The 19,639-nt window shown below is 59.9% G+C and carries 20 protein-coding genes; 15 read left to right on the top strand and 5 right to left on the bottom strand.

Going from position 1 to position 19,639, the window contains the following annotated elements:
• Positions 1-444 precede the first annotated feature (444 nt).
• The 8 genes from OP494_RS08470 (at position 445) to OP494_RS08435 (ending at position 8,189) form a co-directional block, all read left to right on the top strand.
• Positions 445-1,455, top strand: a complete 1,011-nt coding sequence (locus OP494_RS08470; protein ID WP_280540306.1) for a TRAP transporter substrate-binding protein — start codon at positions 445-447, stop codon at positions 1,453-1,455.
• A gap of 48 nt (positions 1,456-1,503) precedes the next feature.
• Positions 1,504-2,055 (top strand): TRAP transporter small permease, encoded by a 552-nt coding sequence (locus tag OP494_RS08465; protein WP_280540305.1) that lies wholly within the window; start codon positions 1,504-1,506, stop codon positions 2,053-2,055.
• A gap of 4 nt (positions 2,056-2,059) precedes the next feature.
• Positions 2,060-3,340: a TRAP transporter large permease gene (locus OP494_RS08460; RefSeq protein WP_280540304.1), complete on the top strand. Its 1,281-nt coding sequence runs from the start codon at positions 2,060-2,062 to the stop codon at positions 3,338-3,340.
• Positions 3,341-3,385: 45 nt separating this feature from the next.
• Entirely contained in the window at positions 3,386-4,522 is a 1,137-nt protein-coding gene (locus OP494_RS08455) for a mandelate racemase/muconate lactonizing enzyme family protein (protein WP_280540303.1), read from the top strand.
• Positions 4,523-4,524: 2 nt separating this feature from the next.
• The gene (locus OP494_RS08450; RefSeq protein WP_280540302.1) at positions 4,525-5,388 is read left to right on the top strand and encodes an amidohydrolase family protein; all 864 of its coding nucleotides are present in this window, start codon (positions 4,525-4,527) and stop codon (positions 5,386-5,388) included.
• A 92-nt stretch (positions 5,389-5,480) separates the two neighbouring features.
• Entirely contained in the window at positions 5,481-6,281 is an 801-nt protein-coding gene (locus tag OP494_RS08445) for an NAD(P)-dependent oxidoreductase (protein ID WP_280540301.1), read from the top strand.
• Positions 6,282-6,320: 39 nt separating this feature from the next.
• Positions 6,321-7,349, top strand: a complete 1,029-nt coding sequence (locus OP494_RS08440) for an Ldh family oxidoreductase (RefSeq protein WP_280540300.1) — start codon at positions 6,321-6,323, stop codon at positions 7,347-7,349.
• A 117-nt stretch (positions 7,350-7,466) separates the two neighbouring features.
• A complete protein-coding gene (locus OP494_RS08435; protein ID WP_280540299.1) occupies positions 7,467-8,189 on the top strand; it encodes a FadR/GntR family transcriptional regulator in 723 nt (240 codons plus the stop codon).
• 72 nt (positions 8,190-8,261) lie between these two features.
• On the opposite strand, the gene OP494_RS08430 is transcribed toward OP494_RS08435, so the two are convergent.
• The gene (locus tag OP494_RS08430) at positions 8,262-8,789 is read right to left on the bottom strand and encodes a YgjV family protein (RefSeq protein WP_280540298.1); all 528 of its coding nucleotides are present in this window, start codon (positions 8,787-8,789) and stop codon (positions 8,262-8,264) included.
• A gap of 30 nt (positions 8,790-8,819) precedes the next feature.
• Entirely contained in the window at positions 8,820-9,767 is a 948-nt protein-coding gene (locus tag OP494_RS08425) for an AEC family transporter (RefSeq protein ID WP_280540297.1), read from the bottom strand.
• Between the two features lie 275 nt (positions 9,768-10,042).
• Between OP494_RS08425 and OP494_RS08420 the strand changes: the two genes are divergently transcribed.
• Both OP494_RS08420 and OP494_RS08415 read left to right on the top strand, forming a co-directional pair.
• Complete coding sequence (locus OP494_RS08420; RefSeq protein ID WP_280540296.1) at positions 10,043-10,924, top strand: alpha/beta hydrolase; 882 nt, start codon at positions 10,043-10,045, stop codon at positions 10,922-10,924.
• A 14-nt stretch (positions 10,925-10,938) separates the two neighbouring features.
• Positions 10,939-11,979: a patatin-like phospholipase family protein gene (locus OP494_RS08415; RefSeq protein WP_280540295.1), complete on the top strand. Its 1,041-nt coding sequence runs from the start codon at positions 10,939-10,941 to the stop codon at positions 11,977-11,979.
• Positions 11,980-12,116: 137 nt separating this feature from the next.
• On the opposite strand, the gene OP494_RS08410 is transcribed toward OP494_RS08415, so the two are convergent.
• The gene (locus OP494_RS08410) at positions 12,117-12,707 is read right to left on the bottom strand and encodes a Smr/MutS family protein (RefSeq protein WP_280540294.1); all 591 of its coding nucleotides are present in this window, start codon (positions 12,705-12,707) and stop codon (positions 12,117-12,119) included.
• A 128-nt stretch (positions 12,708-12,835) separates the two neighbouring features.
• Here OP494_RS08410 and prmB point away from each other — a divergent pair, with 128 nt between their 5' ends.
• From prmB to phaC, 5 genes are all read left to right on the top strand, one after another.
• Entirely contained in the window at positions 12,836-13,789 is a 954-nt protein-coding gene (gene prmB / locus OP494_RS08405) for a 50S ribosomal protein L3 N(5)-glutamine methyltransferase (RefSeq protein WP_280540293.1), read from the top strand.
• A 17-nt stretch (positions 13,790-13,806) separates the two neighbouring features.
• Entirely contained in the window at positions 13,807-14,892 is a 1,086-nt protein-coding gene (aroC, locus tag OP494_RS08400; protein ID WP_280540292.1) for a chorismate synthase, read from the top strand.
• 159 nt (positions 14,893-15,051) lie between these two features.
• Positions 15,052-15,342: a hypothetical protein gene (locus tag OP494_RS08395; protein ID WP_280540291.1), complete on the top strand. Its 291-nt coding sequence runs from the start codon at positions 15,052-15,054 to the stop codon at positions 15,340-15,342.
• Positions 15,343-15,448: 106 nt separating this feature from the next.
• On the top strand, positions 15,449-15,898 hold the full coding sequence (locus OP494_RS08390; protein ID WP_280540290.1) for a phasin family protein: 450 nt from the start codon (positions 15,449-15,451) through the stop codon (positions 15,896-15,898).
• 101 nt (positions 15,899-15,999) lie between these two features.
• Complete coding sequence (gene phaC, locus OP494_RS08385; RefSeq protein ID WP_280540289.1) at positions 16,000-17,856, top strand: class I poly(R)-hydroxyalkanoic acid synthase; 1,857 nt, start codon at positions 16,000-16,002, stop codon at positions 17,854-17,856.
• A gap of 12 nt (positions 17,857-17,868) precedes the next feature.
• Here the strand turns inward: phaC and OP494_RS08380 are convergent, their stop codons facing one another.
• A complete protein-coding gene (locus tag OP494_RS08380; protein ID WP_280540288.1) occupies positions 17,869-18,882 on the bottom strand; it encodes a GlxA family transcriptional regulator in 1,014 nt (337 codons plus the stop codon).
• Positions 18,875-19,609, bottom strand: coding sequence for a class II aldolase and adducin N-terminal domain-containing protein (locus OP494_RS08375; protein WP_280540287.1), 735 nt, complete (start codon positions 19,607-19,609; stop codon positions 18,875-18,877). The genes OP494_RS08380 and OP494_RS08375 overlap by 8 nt, the downstream gene beginning before the upstream one ends.
• Between the last annotated feature and the right edge of the window lie 30 nt (positions 19,610-19,639).

The following is a 19,639-nucleotide window of genomic DNA, read 5'->3' as shown; positions in this document are numbered from 1 at the left end:
ACCACCGCATGCTGCTTGCAGCATGCGGTGGTGCGCTTTAGCTGCCGATAGGGTGTATCAGCCAGACTCCCACGTTGCGTTTCGCTGTCTTAGCCTAATGTCTACACTTCATTCCGGTATGATGTATGACAACATGAAATTTAGAGCCTAGACTCATGAAGTAATGAAACATTCCACATTTAGTCCGTCAGGCAGGTTGTAGGTCTAACTCGTAGGTGCTTCGTGCATCATTGATGGGGCAGTCCAATGGAAGTGAGTTTGAAGGCTTCGAGTTATCGTAAACGGAACGGATGGATTTTAATCATGATGCTTTCGTAGTAATTACTAGGAAGCGGCATTGATTTTTAATCGTTTATGTTGTCGAGCAATAAGGGGAGAGGCGCTAACTAATCAGTATGGTCAGTTCAATATAACGAAACAATATGAGCCATAAGGAGCAACGTCATGCAAACCAACAAAAGACTCAAGACGACAAGCCATGTAAAAGCAGCAGCGATGATCGGTATGCTGTTGAGTGTTTCTATCTCGGCGGCAGCACAAGCGGACAGCTGGCGTGGATGGAACATCCACCCACCGAGCTACCCGAATGGCCAAGCCCTGGAAAGTTTTGCCAAGGAGGTTGCCGAGAAGACCGACGGTCGTGTCGAGCCTAAGGTCTATCATAACGCGGTGCTGGGCGATCAGCCGGATGCCATCGAGCAGGTGCGTAGCGGTGCGTTGGACTTTGCCAACTTTAATATGGGACCGATGGGGCCAATCGTGCCCGCCACTAACGTCCTTTCACTGCCGTTCATTTTCAAAAGTCCTGATGACATGTACCGCATCATGGATGGCGAGATCGGTGATCGCTTCGCCGATGCGCTGGCCGATAAAAACCTGATCGCGCTGTCCTGGTTCGGCTCCGGGGCGCGCAGCCTCTACAATACCGATCATCCGGTGAAGACACCCGACGACGTCGAGGGCCTCAAGGTCCGCGTCATGAACAATGATCTCTATGTCCAAATGATCGACGAGATGGGCGGTAACGCGACGCCGATGGCTTATAGTGAAGTCTATCAGTCGCTCAAGACCGGGGTCATCGACGGCGCCGAGAACAATTACCCATCCTATGAATCCAGCGGTCACTACGAGGTGGCAAAGTACTACTCCCTGACCGAGCACTTGATCCTGCCTGAGTGTCTGTGTGTCGCCAAAGCCAGCTGGGAAGAGCTCAGCGATGAAGACCAGAAGGCTGTACGCGAAGCGGCGGAAGATGCCGCCAAGCAACAGCGGCAGCTCTGGGAAGAAGGTGTCCAGGAGAGCAAGCAGAAGGTCCTCGATGCTGGCGTGAAGATCAATGAAGTGGATGACAAGTCGGCATTTCAGGCCAAGATGCAGCCAATATACGATGAGTTCATCCAGGAACATCCGGATTTGGAATCGCTGGTGACGGATATTCAGGCCGCCCAGAAGTGATCCGTTAGTTCCACGAAGCGCTCCGGGCGAAAGTCTCCCCGGAGCGTCTTGAAAGGATTGAATATCGTGAGTTCATATTCCGACCAATTAAGCGACCAGGGCGAAGAGCCGCCACTTCAGACGGCATTCGATCGCCTCCTGGATGGCATTGCACATCTGTGCATCATCGTTTCGGGTATTCTGCTCGTTTTTCTTATCGTAACGTTCGGTTGGCTGGTCTTTGGTCGTTACGTTCTCAACGACACGCCAACGTGGGTAGAGCAATCCTCACTGCTGATTGTCGTTTACATCACTTGTCTGGGGGCGGCTGCTGGCGTGCGTAATAATACCCACCTGAGCATCGATTTCGTCCGCGAAGGGTTGCCGGCGTTGCCGCGCGAAATCATGCGCTATATCGCCGATTTCTGTGTGGCTGCTTTTGGAGGCTTCATGGCCTGGCAGGGTTGGCTTTTGGTCATGGATAACCTCAGTCGTGCGATTCCCATGATCGGTCTTTCCGAGAGTTGGCGTGCGGCACCGCTGGCGATTTGCGGCCTACTGATGGTGCTATTTTCGGGTGTCAACATCGCCCAACGTCTCATTAAGTACGGGAGGAAGTGACACCATGGGCCTGATGATTCTTTTCGGCGTTTTCTTCCTTGGGCTGATCGTCGGTGCGCCGGTAGCCTTTGCCGTGGGGCTGGCCTCGGTCGTCACGTTCCTTTACGAGGGGTTGCCGCTTTTCGTCGGTTTTCAGAGGATTCTTTCCGGTATTTCTGTCTTTTCGTTACTAGCCATACCGTTCTTCATTTTTGCCGGGGAGCTGATGCTACATGGTGGCATATCCACCCGTTTGGTTCGGCTGGCATCGGCAGCAGTAGGGCGTGTTCGTGGAGGGCTGGGCATGGTCAATGTCAGCTCGTCCATGTTGTTTGGCGGTATTTCGGGCTCGGCAGTTGCCGACACCTCAGCACTTGGTTCGATCCTCATTCCGATTATGAAGGAAAAGGGCTACGACGCCGACTATGCGGTCAATGTGACTGTTACGTCGTCGGTTGCTGGCGTGGTGATTCCACCCAGCCACAACATGATCCTCTACGCCGTCGCGGCGGGTGGCGGTATCTCGATCACTCAGCTATTTATCGCCGGTATCGTACCGGGTGTGCTGATGTGTTTGGCATTGGCAGTGGCGGCCTACATCGTGGCGGTTAAACGGGGCTATAAGGGTGAACCGTTCCCTGGCTGGATGTCATTGCTCGTCAGCTTCGTGGCAGCGTTGCCTGGACTGTTGACCGCAGTGATCATCGTCGGCGGAGTGCTCTCTGGGATTCTGACGGTAACCGAATCCGGTGCTTTTGGTGCGCTCTATGCCATTGTCGTGACGGGGTTAGTCTACCGCGAGCTGCGTTGGGAGCCCTTCAAGCAGGCTGTTTATCAGGCCGTGCGTACGACCTCACTCGTCATGATTCTAGTGGGATGTGCCTCGGCCTTTTCCTACTTACTGGCGCTGTACAGTGTGCCGCAATTGCTGACCGATGCGTTGCTGGGGATTTCCGACAACCCTTACGTCATCCTGCTGATGCTCAACCTGCTCCTGCTCGGGCTCGGAATGATCATGGACATGGCGGCGCTGATCTTGATTTGTACCCCCATTTTCCTGCCAGTTGCTCAGCAGTTCGGGATGGACCCGATTCAATTCGGCATCATGATGATGATGAACCTAGGGTTGGGGCTTTGTACGCCTCCCGTTGGGGCGTGTCTCTTTGTTGGCAGCGTGATTGGCAAGATCAAGATCGAGCACGCGGTACGCACCATTTGGCCATTCTATCTGGCGCTTTTCATAGTGCTGATGCTAGTGACCTATGTGCCGGCAATATCGCTGACATTGCCTAGTTTCTTTCAGTAATGAGTCAGCAATGAGTTTCTTCTATCCGCTTATGAGTTATTCGATATGAAGATCGAAAAAGTATATACACATATTCTCGACTATAAGCTCGAACAGGCCTTCGAAAGCGCGTCCATGCGTTTCGATAGGCGCCAACATTGCCTGGTCGAAATCGTCTGTGATGATGGCACCATCGGCTGGGGTGAATGCTTGGGACCCGCCAAGCCCAATGCCGCCGTGGTCAGTGCGTATTCGGCGGCACTCATCGGATGTAACCCGCTGGAAACGGAAAAGCTGTGGCTCGAGCTCTATAACCGCCTGCGCGATCAGGGGCAACGTGGTCTGACTGTAACGGCGCTAAGCGGTATCGATATCGCACTCTGGGATATCAAGGGTAAGCGCTATGACGCGCCAGTATCCGAGCTGCTGGGTGGACGTTTTCGTGAATCCGTGCGGGCTTATGCCACTGGCTCGTTCAAACGTGATGGGGTCGATCGTATCCAGGATACGGCCGAGGAAGTTGCCGGCTATGTCCGGGAAGGCTTTCACGGCGTGAAGATCAAGATTGGGTTCGACGTCGAAGAAGATCTGGAAGTGATTGCTGCCGCGCGCGAGTCGCTGGGTCCCGAGGGGCGCCTGATGATCGATGCCAACCATGGGTACGATCTGCTTGAGGCGTTGGATGTGGGCAAGCGTGCCTCGGCCTTCGGGGTGGATTGGTTCGAGGAGCCGGTGTTGCCGGAGCAGATTTCCACCTATCACGCGGTGCGTGATGGGCAGCCGATTCCCGTGGCGAGTGGTGAAAATTGGCATGGTCGTTATGCCATGTTGGAACCGCTGCAAACTCGTGCGGTGGATATTGTGCAGCCGGATGTCTGTAGCGTGGGAGGGTTTTCGGAAATGCGCCGTGTCGTCGATATGGCGGCCATGTTCGGCGTTCGCCTGGTGCCGCATGTGTGGGGAACGGCAGTGTGCCTGGCTGCGAGCCTGCAGAGCATGGCGGCGTTGCCACCGAATCCGCCTCGTCGTCGCCCTCGGGAACCCATCATGGAGTTCGACCGGACGCATAACCCTTTCCGCCAGGCGGTCGTCAAAACGCCGTTGGAACATGCCGGCGGTGTCATGCAGATCCCCGATGGACCTGGTCTGGGCATCGAGATCGATCGTGATGCATTGCGCCAATTCGCTTTGAAGGAGGCATGAGCGTGTCAGAGATCCCTGCCAACACTCGTCCGCTCGACGGTCCGGCCCCCAAGCTCACGGCGCCGGCCGGGGCGACCGACTGTCATATTCACCTGTATCCGCCGGGCTTCGATGCCCAACCCGGCGGTCCGAAGATTCCCGAGCTGGCAACGGTCGAGGATTATCGCAAGCTCCAGCGGTGGCTGTCGCTCGAGCGTGTCGTCGTCACCCAGCCCAATGCGTATCAGCGTGACAATCGCGCTCTACTCACGGCGCTCGATCAGTTGGGCACGCAAGCTGCCCGCGGTGTGGCCGCGGTAACGCCCGATACGCCGGACAGCGACCTTAAGGTCTGGCATGACAAGGGCGTGCGCGGGGCGCGGATCATGAATCTGTCGGGGGGCGCGGTCACCAACGATGAGATGCTCGACGTCGAGAAGCGTATTCGCCCGTTGGGCTGGCACCTGATGGTGCAGTTCAACGGCTGCAATCTGAACGACTACGTCGACGACCTGCGACGTATCGAAGGTGAGTACATCATCGACCATATCGGCAAGTTCATGCCCCCGGTCGCGCCGGACGATCCCCGGATCGACGAAATCCTGCGGTTGCTGGACCGTGGCAACGCCTGGTTCAAGATTTGCGCGGGCTACGAAGCCAGCCAGACTGGCGGTCCCGACTATACGGATATCGGCGCCATCGCCAAGCGGGTCATCGCGCATGCGCCCGAGCGCATCATCTGGGGCTCTAACTGGCCGCATGTCGGCGTGCCGCGCGAGCAGTACCCCGACGATGCCGAGCAACTCGACGTGTTACTCGAGTGGGCCTCGGCCGAGCAGCGCCAGCGGATTCTCGTCGACAATCCGGCGCGACTTTACGGCTTCTAGATGTCGCTATCTTGTTGAATGAGCGCGCATGAACGCGATGACGATCATGTGTGTTGATATCGCGCGTACTGAATATTGAAGGAGTGTAGGGCATGTTGAATCGAATTTTGGTGACAGGCGCGGCCGGTGGTGTAGGTAAAGCGATCCGACCGTACCTGGATCAACTGGCAGAACAAGTACGCCTGTCCGATATCGCTGAATTGGGCGAGGCCCAGCCGCATGAAGAGTTGGTGCCCTGTGATCTCGCCGATGCCGAGGCTGTGAGAAATCTGGTCGCCGGTTGTGATGGGATCATTCACCTTGGCGGTGTCTCGGTGGAACAACCCTGGAACGCTATTCTCCAGGCCAACATCATCGGGGCTTACAATCTTTACGAAGCGGCTCGAAACCTCGGAAAGCCGCGCATCGTGTTTGCCAGCTCCAACCACACCATCGGCTTCTATCCACGTACTACACGCATCGATACCGAGGTGCCGCGTCGTCCCGACTCGCTGTATGGTTTGTCCAAGTGCTTCGGCGAGGACCTGGCAAGCTTGTATTACCACAAATTCGATATCGAGACCCTCAGCGTGCGTATCGGTTCTTGTTTCCCCAAGCCGAAAGACACGCGAATGATGGCTACCTGGTTGAGCGTCGAGGATTTCATGCGTCTGATGAAGCGCGCCTTCGTGGCTCCCAAGCTGGGGTGTACCGTTGTCTATGGCGCATCGGCGAACACCGAAGCATGGTGGGATAACAGCAAATCAGCGTTTCTCGGCTGGGCTCCGCAGGATAGTTCGGAACCTTGGCGAGTCGAGGTCGAGGAAGACGCCGGTGAGCTCGATCCTCATGATCCGGCGATCGTCTATCAAGGTGGCAAGTTCGTTACGGCCGGCCATCCGGATGACAACTGAAAAACACCCATGGTGATGTGTCAGTCGTTGGGGGCACTTATGAATGATCAGGCAAGGCTATCGCTCGAGGAAGCATGGACGCTGAGTGTCGATGTTCTTGAGCAAAATGGCTTCTCCAAGGACCATGCGGCCGCCATTGCTCGTAGTGTGGTGGCGGCGCAGCGCGATGAGTGCCATTCGCACGGTTTGTACCGGCTTCTTGACTGCGTACGCACCGTTCGCCTTGGCGGCGTCGATCCGCATGCTGTCCCCGAGGTGGCTGACCAGGCGCCGGGCGTGGTGAGTGTCGATGCGCGCGGCGGCTGTTCGCTACTGGCTTTCGAGACCGCTCGGCAAGCCCTGATAGATAAGGCGCGTGCCACCGGCGTGGCGGCTCTTGCTGTCAACAATGCCTTTCACTTCTCGGCGTTGTGGCCCGAGGTGGAATCCTTGGCCGAACAGGGTTTGGTCGCTTTGGCGATGACGCCGAGCCATGCCTACGTCGCTCCAGCGGGTGGTCATTCGCCATTATTGGGGACTAACCCCATCGCGTTTGCCTGGCCGCGGCCTGAGGGCGGGCCCTTCGTCTTCGATTTCGCCACGAGCGTGGTGGCACGCGGTGAGATTGAGCTCCATCGTCGAGCGGGGGAGTCGATTCCGGAAGGTTGGGCGATCGATGGAGCGGGGCAGTCGACGACTGATCCGACGGCCGCGTTGGCTGGGGCGCTGCTCCCTTTCGGTGGCCACAAGGGAGCCGCCTTGTCGATCATGATTGAGCTTCTGGCAGGGCCTCTCATCGGTGACCGTTTGGGACATCAGACGCGTCCGGCCGATGATGGCGGAGAGGGGGCACCGCAGCATGGCGAATTCATCCTGGCTATGGACCCTCATGCTTTCCTGGGTACGGATGCTGAAACGCGTTTACAACAGGCTGAGGTCTTGTTCGAGGGTATCACCGCCCAAGGAGCTCGCTTACCATCGCAGCGACGACATGCGGCCAGGGTACGTAGTCAGAGCGTGGGTGTGACAATTCCTGCTGCGTTGTATGCGGAACTGTTGCAGTTGAAAGATAGTGAAGCTCAAGCGTGAGCAGTGATGCCATAGCGATGCAGTATTTGATTCCGGGGGTGGGAATCGACCGCAAGCGCTTGGTGTGGGTAAGCCGAATGAATAAAGAGTAAACAACCATTATGCGAAATATGCACTATGAACTCACTTGACGTTAAACGTGTCTCCCAGCAGGGAAGCCTTTCCCAGCAGGTTTCTCAGCAGCTCGAGGAGATCATTTCGAAGGGCAATATCGCCGTGGGGGATAAGCTGCCCCCAGAGAATGGCTTGTGCGAGATGTTTGGCGTTAGTCGCACGGTCGTTCGGGAGGCGATTACCCATCTCAAGTCGTTGGGTTTGGTCGAGACGCGTCGCGGGATCGGCACGCGGGTGCTGCGCGCGGCACCGGAAGAAGCGTATCCCGCCAAGCGCATCAGCCTGACCACGGTCGAGGATATTCTGGGCATTCTCGAGTTGCGTTTGACCTTGGAACCGGAAGCCGCCGCCCTGGCCGCAGTACGGCGCGACGATGCGGATATCGAGCGGCTGCGTCAGGCGCATGGGCGCTTCATCGAGGCGTTCCAGCATCAGTCACAGGCGCGGGAAGAAGACTTCGCCTTCCATTTCGCGGTGGCCCAGGCCACGCATAATCCGGCATTCACCACGGTGTACGAGCAGTTGAACCTGGGCGCTATTCCGCGCGCCAAGCTGCTGTCCGTCGAACTCGACACGGCGGCGACGCATCGTTACCTGGAGCGTGTCGCCGAGGAGCATGCCGATATTCTCGAGGCGATTCTCGCCGGCGACTCGGACGCGGCCCGCGACGCGATGCGTCACCATCTGAGCCGTGCGAGTAATACCTATGCTTCTTATCGGGCGTGACACCGTACGTGGGCACATGGCGACCCTTGTTCGATGACCTGGGAGTCTCGGATGAGGCCCGGGTCGACATGTTCATTCGAACGCTTGTGGGTAGCGACGTCTGGCACGCTCCAGTCGATAGATGGTGATGGCGTTGGTAACGAATACCAGCGCCTCGGCGAGCATGCCGCCCACTGAGCCCACCAAGGCATGGCTAAGAAACCAGGACAATGCTGCGAGCCCCAAGCAGATGCGCATGGATATGCCGTGAAATAGAAACATACCCACCGTGCCCACCGTCATCGCCACGATGGCTGGGAAATCCGCCCAACCTTGCCAGGTCAACAGCGCTGCCACACCGCTGGCGACCAGCACGCCAGCCATGACGCCCTTACTACCTGGGTAACGACGCGCCAGCGCAATGCGAACGATCACCAGCACCGTCAGCGCCGCCGCCGTCCAGCTCTCGAAGAGGACGAACTGAAGCGCGAAAGCCACGTTCGCGGAGAGCAATAGGCCCATCAGCCGCTCATCCCGCTTGCTGGCGAAGGCCAGCAAGCAGAGTATCAAAGAGATCACGCCAAAGAATTGCCCGGCGAGTGCGCTATAACTGTCAAGCATGCGGCGGCTGACTCCTTGTCGTGTCGAGCCCTAGATCCAGCCCACTAGTTTCAGTATGAATACCCCCGCGCTGAGGGTGAACAGCGAGGCGACGGTGGTGATGACGATGATATTGGCGGCGAGTTTGGCGTTGGCATGCACGGCCTTGGCCATGACGAAACTCGCCGCAGCGCCGGGGCTACCGAAGAAGAGAAAGAGAATGCCCAACTCGCGCCCACGATAACCTAGTGCGAAGGCACCCAGCACGCCGAGAAGGGGAAGCCATACGACCTTCCAGAGGCTGGCATCCAGTGCCAGGCTGCTACTCTGCTTAACGGACGTGAACGATAGCGTACCACCAATGCAGACCAGGGCCAGCGGTAGCGACATGGCGCCGAAATAGTCGCCCGAGGTGAGCAGCCATGCGGGCAAGTCGATATGGAAATACGCAAAGGGAATCGCCAACAAGACACCCAAGATGAGCGGATTCTTGGCAATATGCTTGAGAATCGCACCGATGCCCGAACGCGCACCAGCGCTGTAATAGGCAAGGATGATCGCCGCCAGCACGTTGTAAACGATGATGATACCGCCGACCAGGATGCTGCCTAGAGAGAGTCCGTAGTCACCGTATTGGTTGGCGGCAAGCGCCAAGCCGACGATCCCGCAATTGCCGCGAAAAGCCCCTTGCGTGAAGACGCCGCGCTCGGCATGGGGGCAGCGCCAGATGGCCCAGCCCCAGGCGAGGAAGAAGCTCAGTACCGAAAAGCCCAGGAAATAGACGATCAGTCCCGGCTGCAGGGCGACGTCCAGATCGGCGCGAACGATACTCAGGAAAATCAGTGTCGGCATGGTGGCGCGAAACACCAATGCCGAGGCCATGGAAATGAAATGCGCATCGATCCAGCCGATGCGTTTGAAGACGATCCCCAGAAACACCATGGCGAAGACGGGCAGCGTGACTTGCAGCGTATGCGAGAAAACGGCCAGCAGGTCCATGCGCGATCAGTTTCCTTGTCTGGCGAGGACGAAGCCCACGATGATGGCGGCGGCCACGACGAGCCAGAATAGGGTGTTGCGCAGACGAGTGGGGCGGGGCGGTCGAGATCTTGGCACGCAGGATTCCTTGTTCCTTGGTCGGCTTGGGAAACGAAAAGGTTTATGGTAAACCCGTTAGCCTGCTAGGCCCAGTGCCGCGCTTCAAACCGACCCATGATCCATGAGGGCGGCGGCGTGGCGAGCGGGCCCTCGATCGATCAACTGTGGGAGTCTTCATGCGCGAACCCGAATCTCTGAATCTGGCCCATGGGCGACTCGCGGCCCTGGCTTGGGGCGATGCCGACGCGCCCGTGTGGTTGGCGCTGCATGGCTGGCTGGATAACGCCGAGAGCTTTTCGCGCTTGGCACCGTTGCTGGTCGAGCGTCTGGGAATTCGCATCGTCGCGATCGACTTCCCCGGCCATGGGCGCTCGCAGCCGCGCGCCGAAGGCGGCGACTATCCGATCTGGGAATATACGCTGGACGTGTTGGACGCACTCGATGCATTGGGACTCGATCGCGCGCCGCTACTCGCGCATTCGATGGGTGCGGCTGTCTCGTGTCTGGTGGCGGCTGCGATGCCGGAGCGTGTCGCTCGGTTGGTGCTGATAGACGGCTTGGGCACCTTGACCACCGAGGTCGACGACACCGCCAAGCAACTGCGCATGGGCTTGATCCAGCGTCGTCGCTCGCGTTCCACGGTACCGCGCTATCCCGACGAGGCCACCGCTATTGCAGCGCGCGTGGCGGGTGGCGTGACACCCATCGATACCGATACGGCTACCCCCCTGGTACGCCGTAATCTGGATGTGGAAGACGATGGCCACGTGCGCTTGCGCTCTGACGGTCGCTTGCTGCGTCCCTCGTTAGTGCGCTTTACCACCGAGCAGATGCTGTCGCTACTGCGCACTATCGAAGCTCCGGTGCTGTTGATCGAGGGTGAGCAGGGCATTCTCGCCGAGCGTGCCTACGCCCAGCGAGCCCGTGACGCCATCGCTCGGTTAACGCGCGTGATGCTGCCTGGAGGACATCATCTGCATCTCGAAGCGCCCGCCGTCGACGCTGTGGCCGAGGCGATCATCGCCGACTCGGATGAGCCGACGAGACGTCATGCGTGAAGGAGAACGCTGACATGGGCAAGCGAGTGGCGTTGGTACTGGGCAGCGGTGGCGCGAGAGGTTACACGCATATCGGCGTGATCGAGGAATTGGTCGCTCGTGGCTATGAGATCGCCGCCATTTCGGGCTGCTCGATGGGGGCCCTGGTGGGCGGTATCTATGCGGCCGGCCAGCTCGATGCCTACCGTGACTGGGTCTGCCAGCTAGATTATTTCGATGTGCTCAAGCTGGTCGACGTCACCTGGAGCCCGATGGGTGCGATGCGCGCCAGCAAGGTGATGAACAAGCTCGAGAGCCTGATCGGGGATATCCGCATCGAGGACTTGAGCATTCCGTTGACGACCGTGGCCACCGACCTCAATCGGCAGAAGGAAATCTGGTTCCAGAGTGGTCCGCTCTTGCGCGCGATCCGTGCCTCCATCGCAGTGCCTGGCATCATCACACCGGTGCATCTGGACGGGCATGTTCTCGTCGATGGTGGTTTGCTCAACCCGCTGCCGATCATCCCCACCGTGGCGGTTCACGCCGATCTGGTGGTGGCGGTCAACTCCACCGCGCAGACCTCCCGGCAGGTGACGCTCGAGGAAATGCTGCCGCCCGAGGAAGCGGCCCAGGAAGTGGCACGCGAGCGTGAACGCGAATCGCGCGGGCAAGGATTCGGCGGCTGGCTAGGCGGTGTGCGCGAGCGTGTGCAGCACATGTTCGGCAACGGCCAGGAAGACGGTGAGGACAGCGAGTCCTCCGAACAAGCGGCGACCGAACGTGCCTGGGGCAAGCTCGATATGATGCTGGCGTCGTTCGATATCACCCAGGCGGCATTGGCCAAATACAAAGTGGCCGGGTATCCCCCCGATATCTTGATCGAGGTACCCAAGAGCGTGTGCGGTGCCTATGAGTTTCACCGGGCCGAAGCGCTGATTCAATTGGGGCATCATCTGGCCGCGCAGGCCATCGATCGTTACGAGGGGGATCGCGACATGACCGTGACCGGAGGGGACGTGACTGAAGCCAAGCATCATCCGCTGATGACACCCGCCAGGCGCAAGCCGAGTTGAAACTTGGATACGTTAAAACTTAGATATAAGTTGGAACTTGGATATAAGTTGGAACCTGGATATAAGTTGGAACCTGGATATAAGTTGGAACCTGGATAGTAGTTGGCACCTGGATGCTCGTGGCCGATAGCGGTTGATTAGACGGCATCGCCGCGCCGACGGAGCAGGATATAGACCGCTCCGGTACCACCATCCGCATCGCGTGCCGAGCAGAAGGCGAGCACTGCGGGCCATTCGCGTAGCCAAGCATTGACGTGGCTCTTGATGACGGGGTAATCGTCGTCCTTGCCCAGTAGCGATGCGCGAGCCTTGCCGTGTATCACCAGCACGCAACGCCAGCGTTGCCCGTGGGCGTCTTGAAGGAAGGTTTCGAGTTGCTCACGTGCTTCGCTGACGGTGTAGCCGTGAAGATCCAGGCCGGCTTCCCATTCGATATTGCCGCGCTTGAGCTGTGTCCGCGTTCGGTAGGGGAGGTCAGGGACCGCGAATTCCAGCGCCTCGCTGGGGCGCACCGGCTCGACGCGCCCATCACTGGTGCGGCTGGTGGGGGCTTGGGTGTCGGCGCTGGTGGCGGCGGCACGGCGCTCCGCCACGGCCTCGTCGTCGCGGCGACGCGGGCGTCCGGTATCGGCGCGGTTGGTATGCAGGCGATGCACACCGGCGTCTTCCAGCGCTTGACGAAACACGTTGATATCGGCGTCGTCGGGCTGGTCACGGCGTCGGCTCATGACGAAACTCCCCAGGCGGCACGGTCGGTTGAAAGGTCACCCAGTATAGCGACTTGCCCACGGCTGTGAACCGGCGCGCGCTCCGGGTACAATCGCCGATTCCATGGAACCGCTTAACAGGATGCTTCGTGCCTGCTTCCCGACCGACCGACGTTTCCACGCTGACCCTCGACGACGCATCACTGGCCGAAGGGCTGGTGTCGTTGCGTGATTGCCTGCGCTGGGCGACCAGTGAATTCAATGCGCATCGCCTGCATTTCGGGCATGGCACGGCCAGTGCGTGGGACGAGGCAGTGGCACTGGTGCTGGGCGCACTGCATCTGCCCTGGGATGTCGATCCGGCGGTGCTCGACGCTCGCTTGTTGCCGATCGAGCGTCGCCGGGTCGTGAGCCTGGTGCGCCAGCGCATCGAGCAGCGCACGCCACTGCCTTATTTGCTGGGCGAAGCCTTCTTCGCCGGCCATCCCTTCGAGGTCGACGAGCGGGTACTGATCCCGCGCTCACCGATCGCGGAGCTGGTCGAGGACGGCTTCGCGGCCTGGTTCCCCCAGTGGTCGCCGACGCGGGTGCTGGACTTGTGCGCCGGTTCCGGCTGTATCGGCATCGCCACGGCGCTGTACCTGCCCACGGCCGAGGTCGATCTGGTCGATATCAGTCCCGAAGCGTTGGCGGTGGCCAAGGCCAACATCGTGCATCACGATGTGGGTAAGCGCGTACGCGCGGTGACCTCGGATCTGTTCGCCGGCGTTGCCGGCCAGCGCTATGACATCATCGTTTCCAATCCGCCCTATGTAGACGCGCGTGACCTGGCGGGCATGCCGGCCGAGTTCCGCCATGAGCCGAGCCTGGCCCTGGCAGCGGGCGACGATGGGCTGGATATCGTGCGCCGCATGCTGCGCGAGGCGCGTGAGCATTTGACCGACGATGGCGTGTTGATCGTCGAAGTGGGCAATTCCGCGCGGCATCTCGACGCGGCGTTTCCCGAAGTTCCGTTCTTGTGGCTCGAGTTCGAGCGGGGCGGCGAGGGCGTATTCGCGCTGACCGCCGCCGAGCTCGACCAATATGCGGCATCGTTCGCCTGATCGTTGAGGAGCGCGGAATGTCCGGCAATACTTTTGGCAAGTTGTTCACCGTCACGACCTTCGGCGAGAGCCACGGCGAAGCGCTAGGCGCCATCGTCGATGGATGCCCACCGGGGCTCGAGCTCGATGCCTTGGATTTGCAGCATGATCTGGATCGGCGGCGGCCGGGCACCTCGCGGCATACCACGCAGCGCCGCGAACCCGATCAGGTGCGCATCCTCTCGGGAGTTTTCGAGGGCGTGACCACCGGCACGCCGATTGGTCTGTTGATCGAGAATACCGACCAGCGCTCCAAGGACTATTCGAAGATCAAGGATCAGTTCCGTCCCGCGCATGCCGACTACACCTATCATCACAAGTACGGGATTCGTGATTATCGCGGCGGTGGGCGTTCGAGCGCCCGCGAGACGGCCATGCGCGTCGCTGCCGGGGCTATTGCGCGCAAGTACTTGGCGTCGCAGGGCATCCGCGTGCGCGGCTATATGAGTCAGCTGGGCCCCATCGGCATCGACTTCAAGCAGTGGGAAGCGGTCGATAGCAACCCGTTCTTTTGCCCCGATCCGGACAAGGTCCCTGAGCTCGAGGCCTTCATGGATCAGCTGCGCCGCGACCAGGACAGTGTCGGTGCGCGGATCACCGTCGTCGCCGAGGGCGTGCCGGTGGGGCTTGGTGAGCCGGTCTTCGATCGTCTGGATGCCGAACTGGCCCACGGTTTGATGAGCATCAACGCCGTCAAGGGCGTGGAGATCGGCGACGGTTTTGCCGCCGTGGCAAGCCGTGGCAGCGAGCACCGTGATGAGATGACGCCCGAGGGTTTCCTCTCCAATCATGCCGGTGGCGTGCTGGGTGGCATCAGCTCCGGTCAGACACTGGTGGCGCACCTGGCGCTCAAGCCGACCTCGAGCATCACCCAGCCGGGGCGTTCGATCGATATCCATGGCGAAGCCGTGGAGGTCATCACCCGGGGGCGTCATGACCCTTGCGTGGGCATTCGGGCCACGCCCATTGCCGAGGCGATGATGGCGCTTACTCTGATGGATCACTTCCTGCGCCAGCGCGCCCAGAACGCCGATGTCGAGGTCGACACGCCCCGCTTGAGGTAGGCGTTTTCTTTTAAGCGTCGTTGTATCGAAAGTTGCCTGATCAGCGTCATGCATGACGAAGCCCGCCTTATTATTATCTAGGCGGGCTTTTTCGTAGGGGCGGCTCTCATTTTAGGCAAGGCTCGCTACACTGAAAGGAGCTAGCAATGGGAGCGTCTCATGAAAGTCCATGTCGAGTTCGACCTCACCCCCGCAGAATTCCGTCAGGCGATGGGGCTACCGGATGTCGAAGTCTTTCAACAGGAACTGATGGCCCATATCCGCCAGCAGATGGAAGCCGGGGTGGAGGGCTATGACCCCTGGAGTCTCATGCAGCCTTTCCTGCAGCAGGGCATGGCGCAGGGCGTCGCCAGTTTCGGCCACTACCAGCAGATGTTGATGGATATGCTGCGCCAGGCCGATACACAAAGTGACGGAGAGACTCACAGTTCGAAACGAAAAAAGTCCTAGGGTCTTGACATATGGCAATTGCAAGCTCAAAGGGGTAGGGCTATTATTTGTGCAGTGCAGCATAAATGCACTGGCCTTGCCTTAGATCCTCCAGGAGGAATCCGTCATGCAGGACAAAATGTTTAGTGCCTTTTCCGAACAGACGCGCGGCTTTTTCGAGCCGATGCGCAAGTTCAACGGTCTGATGCTGGACAATATGGAGCGGATGACCGAATACCAGCTCGATGCCATGAAGCGCTATAGCCAACTGGGCGTGGAGCGTATGCGGGCGGCCTCCGAGGTCAAGGACGCCGAGGACGCACGCGATTTCACCACCCAGCAGGCCGATATGCTGAACTCGCTGTCCAAGCAAATGCTGGAAGACGCCCGCGCAATGGCCGATATTAGCCTCAAGTTCAAGGCTGATCTGGAAGAGATGATGTCCGAAACGGGGCAGCAGGCTGCCGATCAAGCCTCTGAGAACATGAAGGCGGCGTCCGAACCCGCCAAGGCGGCGAGCAGCAATAGCCAATCGTCTTCTTCACGCAGTAGCAGTACCAGCAAAAACAAAGAGTAGAACAGCAGGCACCACGTGACGTGTCCCCGGCAGTCGCGAAGACAGGCGGCTGCCGACGGCGCGTATGCGCGTGAACCGTTTTGCGATGCGGGAGATGACGTATGTGGCAAGGGCCCGAGGAAGGCTATGACGCCTTCGGTGACCCGCACGCCTGGCAACGTCAGGTGAGCGAGTTCGGTGAGCAATACCAATCCCTCATGCAGGAAGCCTTCAATCGGTTGTGGCCCAGCGATGCGGGTGCTTCGGTGTATGCCGACATGCAGGAGAGTCTGCGTATCGGCGCCGAGGCCATGGTCTTCAATGCGCCGGCGGTCTATACCGTGCAGATGCGTCTGGCGCAGGATCAACTGCGTGTCTGGCAGAATGCTCTGCGGGAGCTCATGGGCGAGAATGTGCCTGCAGTGATCGAGCCGAGTCCCGAGGATCGACGCTTTCGCGATGATGCCTGGCACTCGCATCCCTTCTATCGCTATATCCTTCAGCAGTATTTGCTCTTCGTGCGTGCCGTCGACGAGTTGTTGGCGAATCTCGGCGGATTGACGCCGCAGACACGCCATCAACTGGAATTCTATGCGCGGCAGTACGTCAATGCGCTCGCGCCGAGCAACTTCGTGTCCACCAATCCGGAAGTGGTCCGCAAGACACTCGAAACCCGCGGGCAAAATCTTGTAGAGGGCCTCAAGCGTTTGCGCGAGGACCTGGCCAATTCCGCCGAGGGACTCAACGTCGCGATGAGCGATCGCAGTGCCTTTCGATTGGGCGAGAACCTTGCCATCACGCCGGGCGAGGTGGTCTTCGAAAACGATTTGATGCAACTGATTCAGTACCATCCGAGCACCGACGAGGTCTTCAAGACGCCGCTTCTGATCGTGCCGCCCTGGATCAACAAGTATTACGTGCTCGACTTGCGCCCGGATAACTCGCTGGTGAAATGGCTAGTGGCGCAAGGGCATACGGTGTTCATGATCTCCTGGCGTAACCCCGGGCCCGAGCAGCGTCACCTGACCTGGGCCGATTACATGCAGTTGGGACCGATCGCCGCCATGGGAGCCATCGAGCAGGCCTGTGGCGAGAAATCCGTCAACCTGTTGAGTTACTGCATCGGTGGCACGCTGGCGGCGACCACGGTGGCGTATCTGACCAGTAGTCTGCGTGGTCGCAAGGTACGTTCTGTCACCTACATGGCGACGCTGCAGGATTTCAGTGACCCCGGCGAAATCGGCGTGTTTCTCAGTGAGCCGGTGCTGGCTGGCATCGAGCGTCAGCTTGCGCGTGACGGCTACCTCGATGGTCGTGCCATGGCGTTTTCCTTCAACATGCTGCGCGAGAACGATCTTTTCTGGTCGTTCTATATCAGCAATTATCTCAAGGGCGAGGCGCCGGCGGCGTTCGATCTGCTGTATTGGAACAGCGACGGCACCAACCTGCCGGCGGGCACCCACGGCTGGTACCTGCGCCACATGTATCGCGAGAATCGTCTCGTCCAGCCCGGCGGCATCGAGCTCGATGGCGTCAAGATCGACCTACGCAAGGTCTCGACACCGAGCTATTTCGTCTCCACGCGCGATGACCACATCGCCAAATGGCGCGGCAGCTATTTGGGAGCTCGACTGCCTAAGGGCCCCGTGACCTTCGTGCTGGGGGGCGCCGGGCATATCGCGGGAATCGTCAATCCACCAGCGAAACGCAAGTACGGCTACTGGACCCATGATGAGATCCCCGACGACCCCGATGCCTGGCTCGAGTCGGCGACGTTTCAAGAGGGCTCCTGGTGGCCGCATTGGCAGGCCTGGATGACCGACAATCGCTACGCCGATCCCGATAAAACAGTCGCGGCGCGTCATCCGGGAGAGGGCGAACTAAAGCCCATCGAACCCGCTCCCGGCCGCTACGTGCGTCAAACCATCCCCGAGGTGCTGGGTACCCACCCTGTTGATGACGACAACTCGTCGTCATGATCGCGAATTGCCTCAGCGCTTGACGGGAAAAAGGCGCACAGGAACCACCGGTGCGTCTCGCGATTGCAGGCGGTCGTCGCTGGGCGCGCAGCCGAAGAAGCGACGGTAGGCACGGGAGAAATGCTCCAGGGAGCCGAAACCGGCGCAACTGGCGACCTCTGCCACGCTCAGGTCAGTTTGCTGCAGTAGTCGATGCGCGCGATTGATGCGCAGCCATAGATAGTAACGAATTGGCGTGACACCGAGTTCGGCCTTGAAGCGCCGCTCCAGCTGACGCGGCGAGAGCCCGACGAGGGCGGCCAGCGCCGGTGCCGAGAGCGGCGTCTCCAGGGTGCGGCGCATGGTGCGAATCACCTTGCGTAACTGCGCCGAGGTCTCGACATGGTGTTCGGGCGCCGCCGACAACTGTTCGCTGTCATCGCGCCGTTGGCGGCGTTCCAGCAAGTGATTGCGCAACTCTTCCATGTAGGGAGGTTCCACGCGCGGAGTGAGCCAGGCGAACATCATGTCGAGCACGGCGGTACCGCCGGCGCAGCTCAGCCGCTGGCCCGCGATGCGATAGAGATCGCTGGTGGCCTGGATGCGCGGATAAAGCTCGCGAAAGCCTTCCAGGTTATCCCAGTGCACAGCCACCTGATGATCGTCGAACACACCCGCCGCGGCCAGCACTTCGCTGCCCATCTCGATGCCGCCCAACGCCACGCCGGCCGCCGCACACTGGCGAAGCCACGTGGCGATGCGTTTGTCGCCGGTATACGTCTTCGTTTCGAAACTGGCGAGGACGAACACGCTATCCAGGTCGGTCGGTTCCGGCCACTCGGTGTCCACGTTTAGGGGGACGCCGTTGGAGGCGGCGACCGTGGCATCGCTGCCCAGCAACTGCCACTTGAAGCGCGACTCCTGGGTCAGCCAGTTGACGATGAACAGCGGATCCAGCATCGCCCCCAGGCCGGCAAAGGAAAACTGCGGCATCAGCAGGATCGCGATGCGCTCCGGCCCGTGCGTCGGACGCCGTGTGTCAATCACGGTAATCGGGGGCATCGCGGTCGAGTAGGCGCATCAAGGCGGCAAGATGCATGTGCGCCGAGCCTTGCGCCAGATAGTCCTCCCATTGCTGGGCGGTCTTGCGCGCGATCTCGGGCGCGACGGGACGCACGGGAAGGCCGCTGGCACGGGCCACCAGATAGGAGCGGCAGGCACGCTCGAAGTAGTAGAGGTGGTCGAAGGCTTCGGCGACGTCCCGGCCGGTGGCGACCACGCCATGATTGCCGAGCAGGAGGATCGGTGCCGTGCCGGCCAGCTTACCGAGGCGTTCCGCTTCCTCGTCGAGCCCCATGCCATCGAATCCGGCATCGACATGCACCCGCTCGAAGAAGCGCATGGCGTTCTGTTCCACCGGGGGTAGCTCCGGCATCTCCAGACAGGCCAGGGCGGTGGCGTAGAGCGAGTGGGCATGCATCACGCATCCCACGCCGCGGCCCTGACGATGCATGGCGCCATGGATTGCCCAGGCGGTGGGGTCGATGGACTCGGGGCGTTGCGCGGCGCTGGCATCCACCTCGACGAGATCGCTGGCACGCATTTCCGCGAAATGGCGTCCTTCGGGATTGACCAGAAAGCGCTTGCCATCCGCCTGGGTGGCCAGGCTGCAATGATTGGCGACCCCTTCGTGCATGTCGAGGCGGGCCAGCCAGCGGAACGCGCAAGCCAGTTGTTCGCGGGGAGTGCCGGGAAGCTCGGTAGCGGTCGTCATGTAACGCTCCTGTGGCGATGGCGAAACCGA

The organism is Chromohalobacter sp. 11-W (assembly GCF_029889905.1).
Lineage (GTDB): Bacteria > Pseudomonadota > Gammaproteobacteria > Pseudomonadales > Halomonadaceae > Chromohalobacter.
Note: the sequence above shows the minus strand (reverse complement) of the source record. Positions and strands in the feature narration are given on the sequence as shown.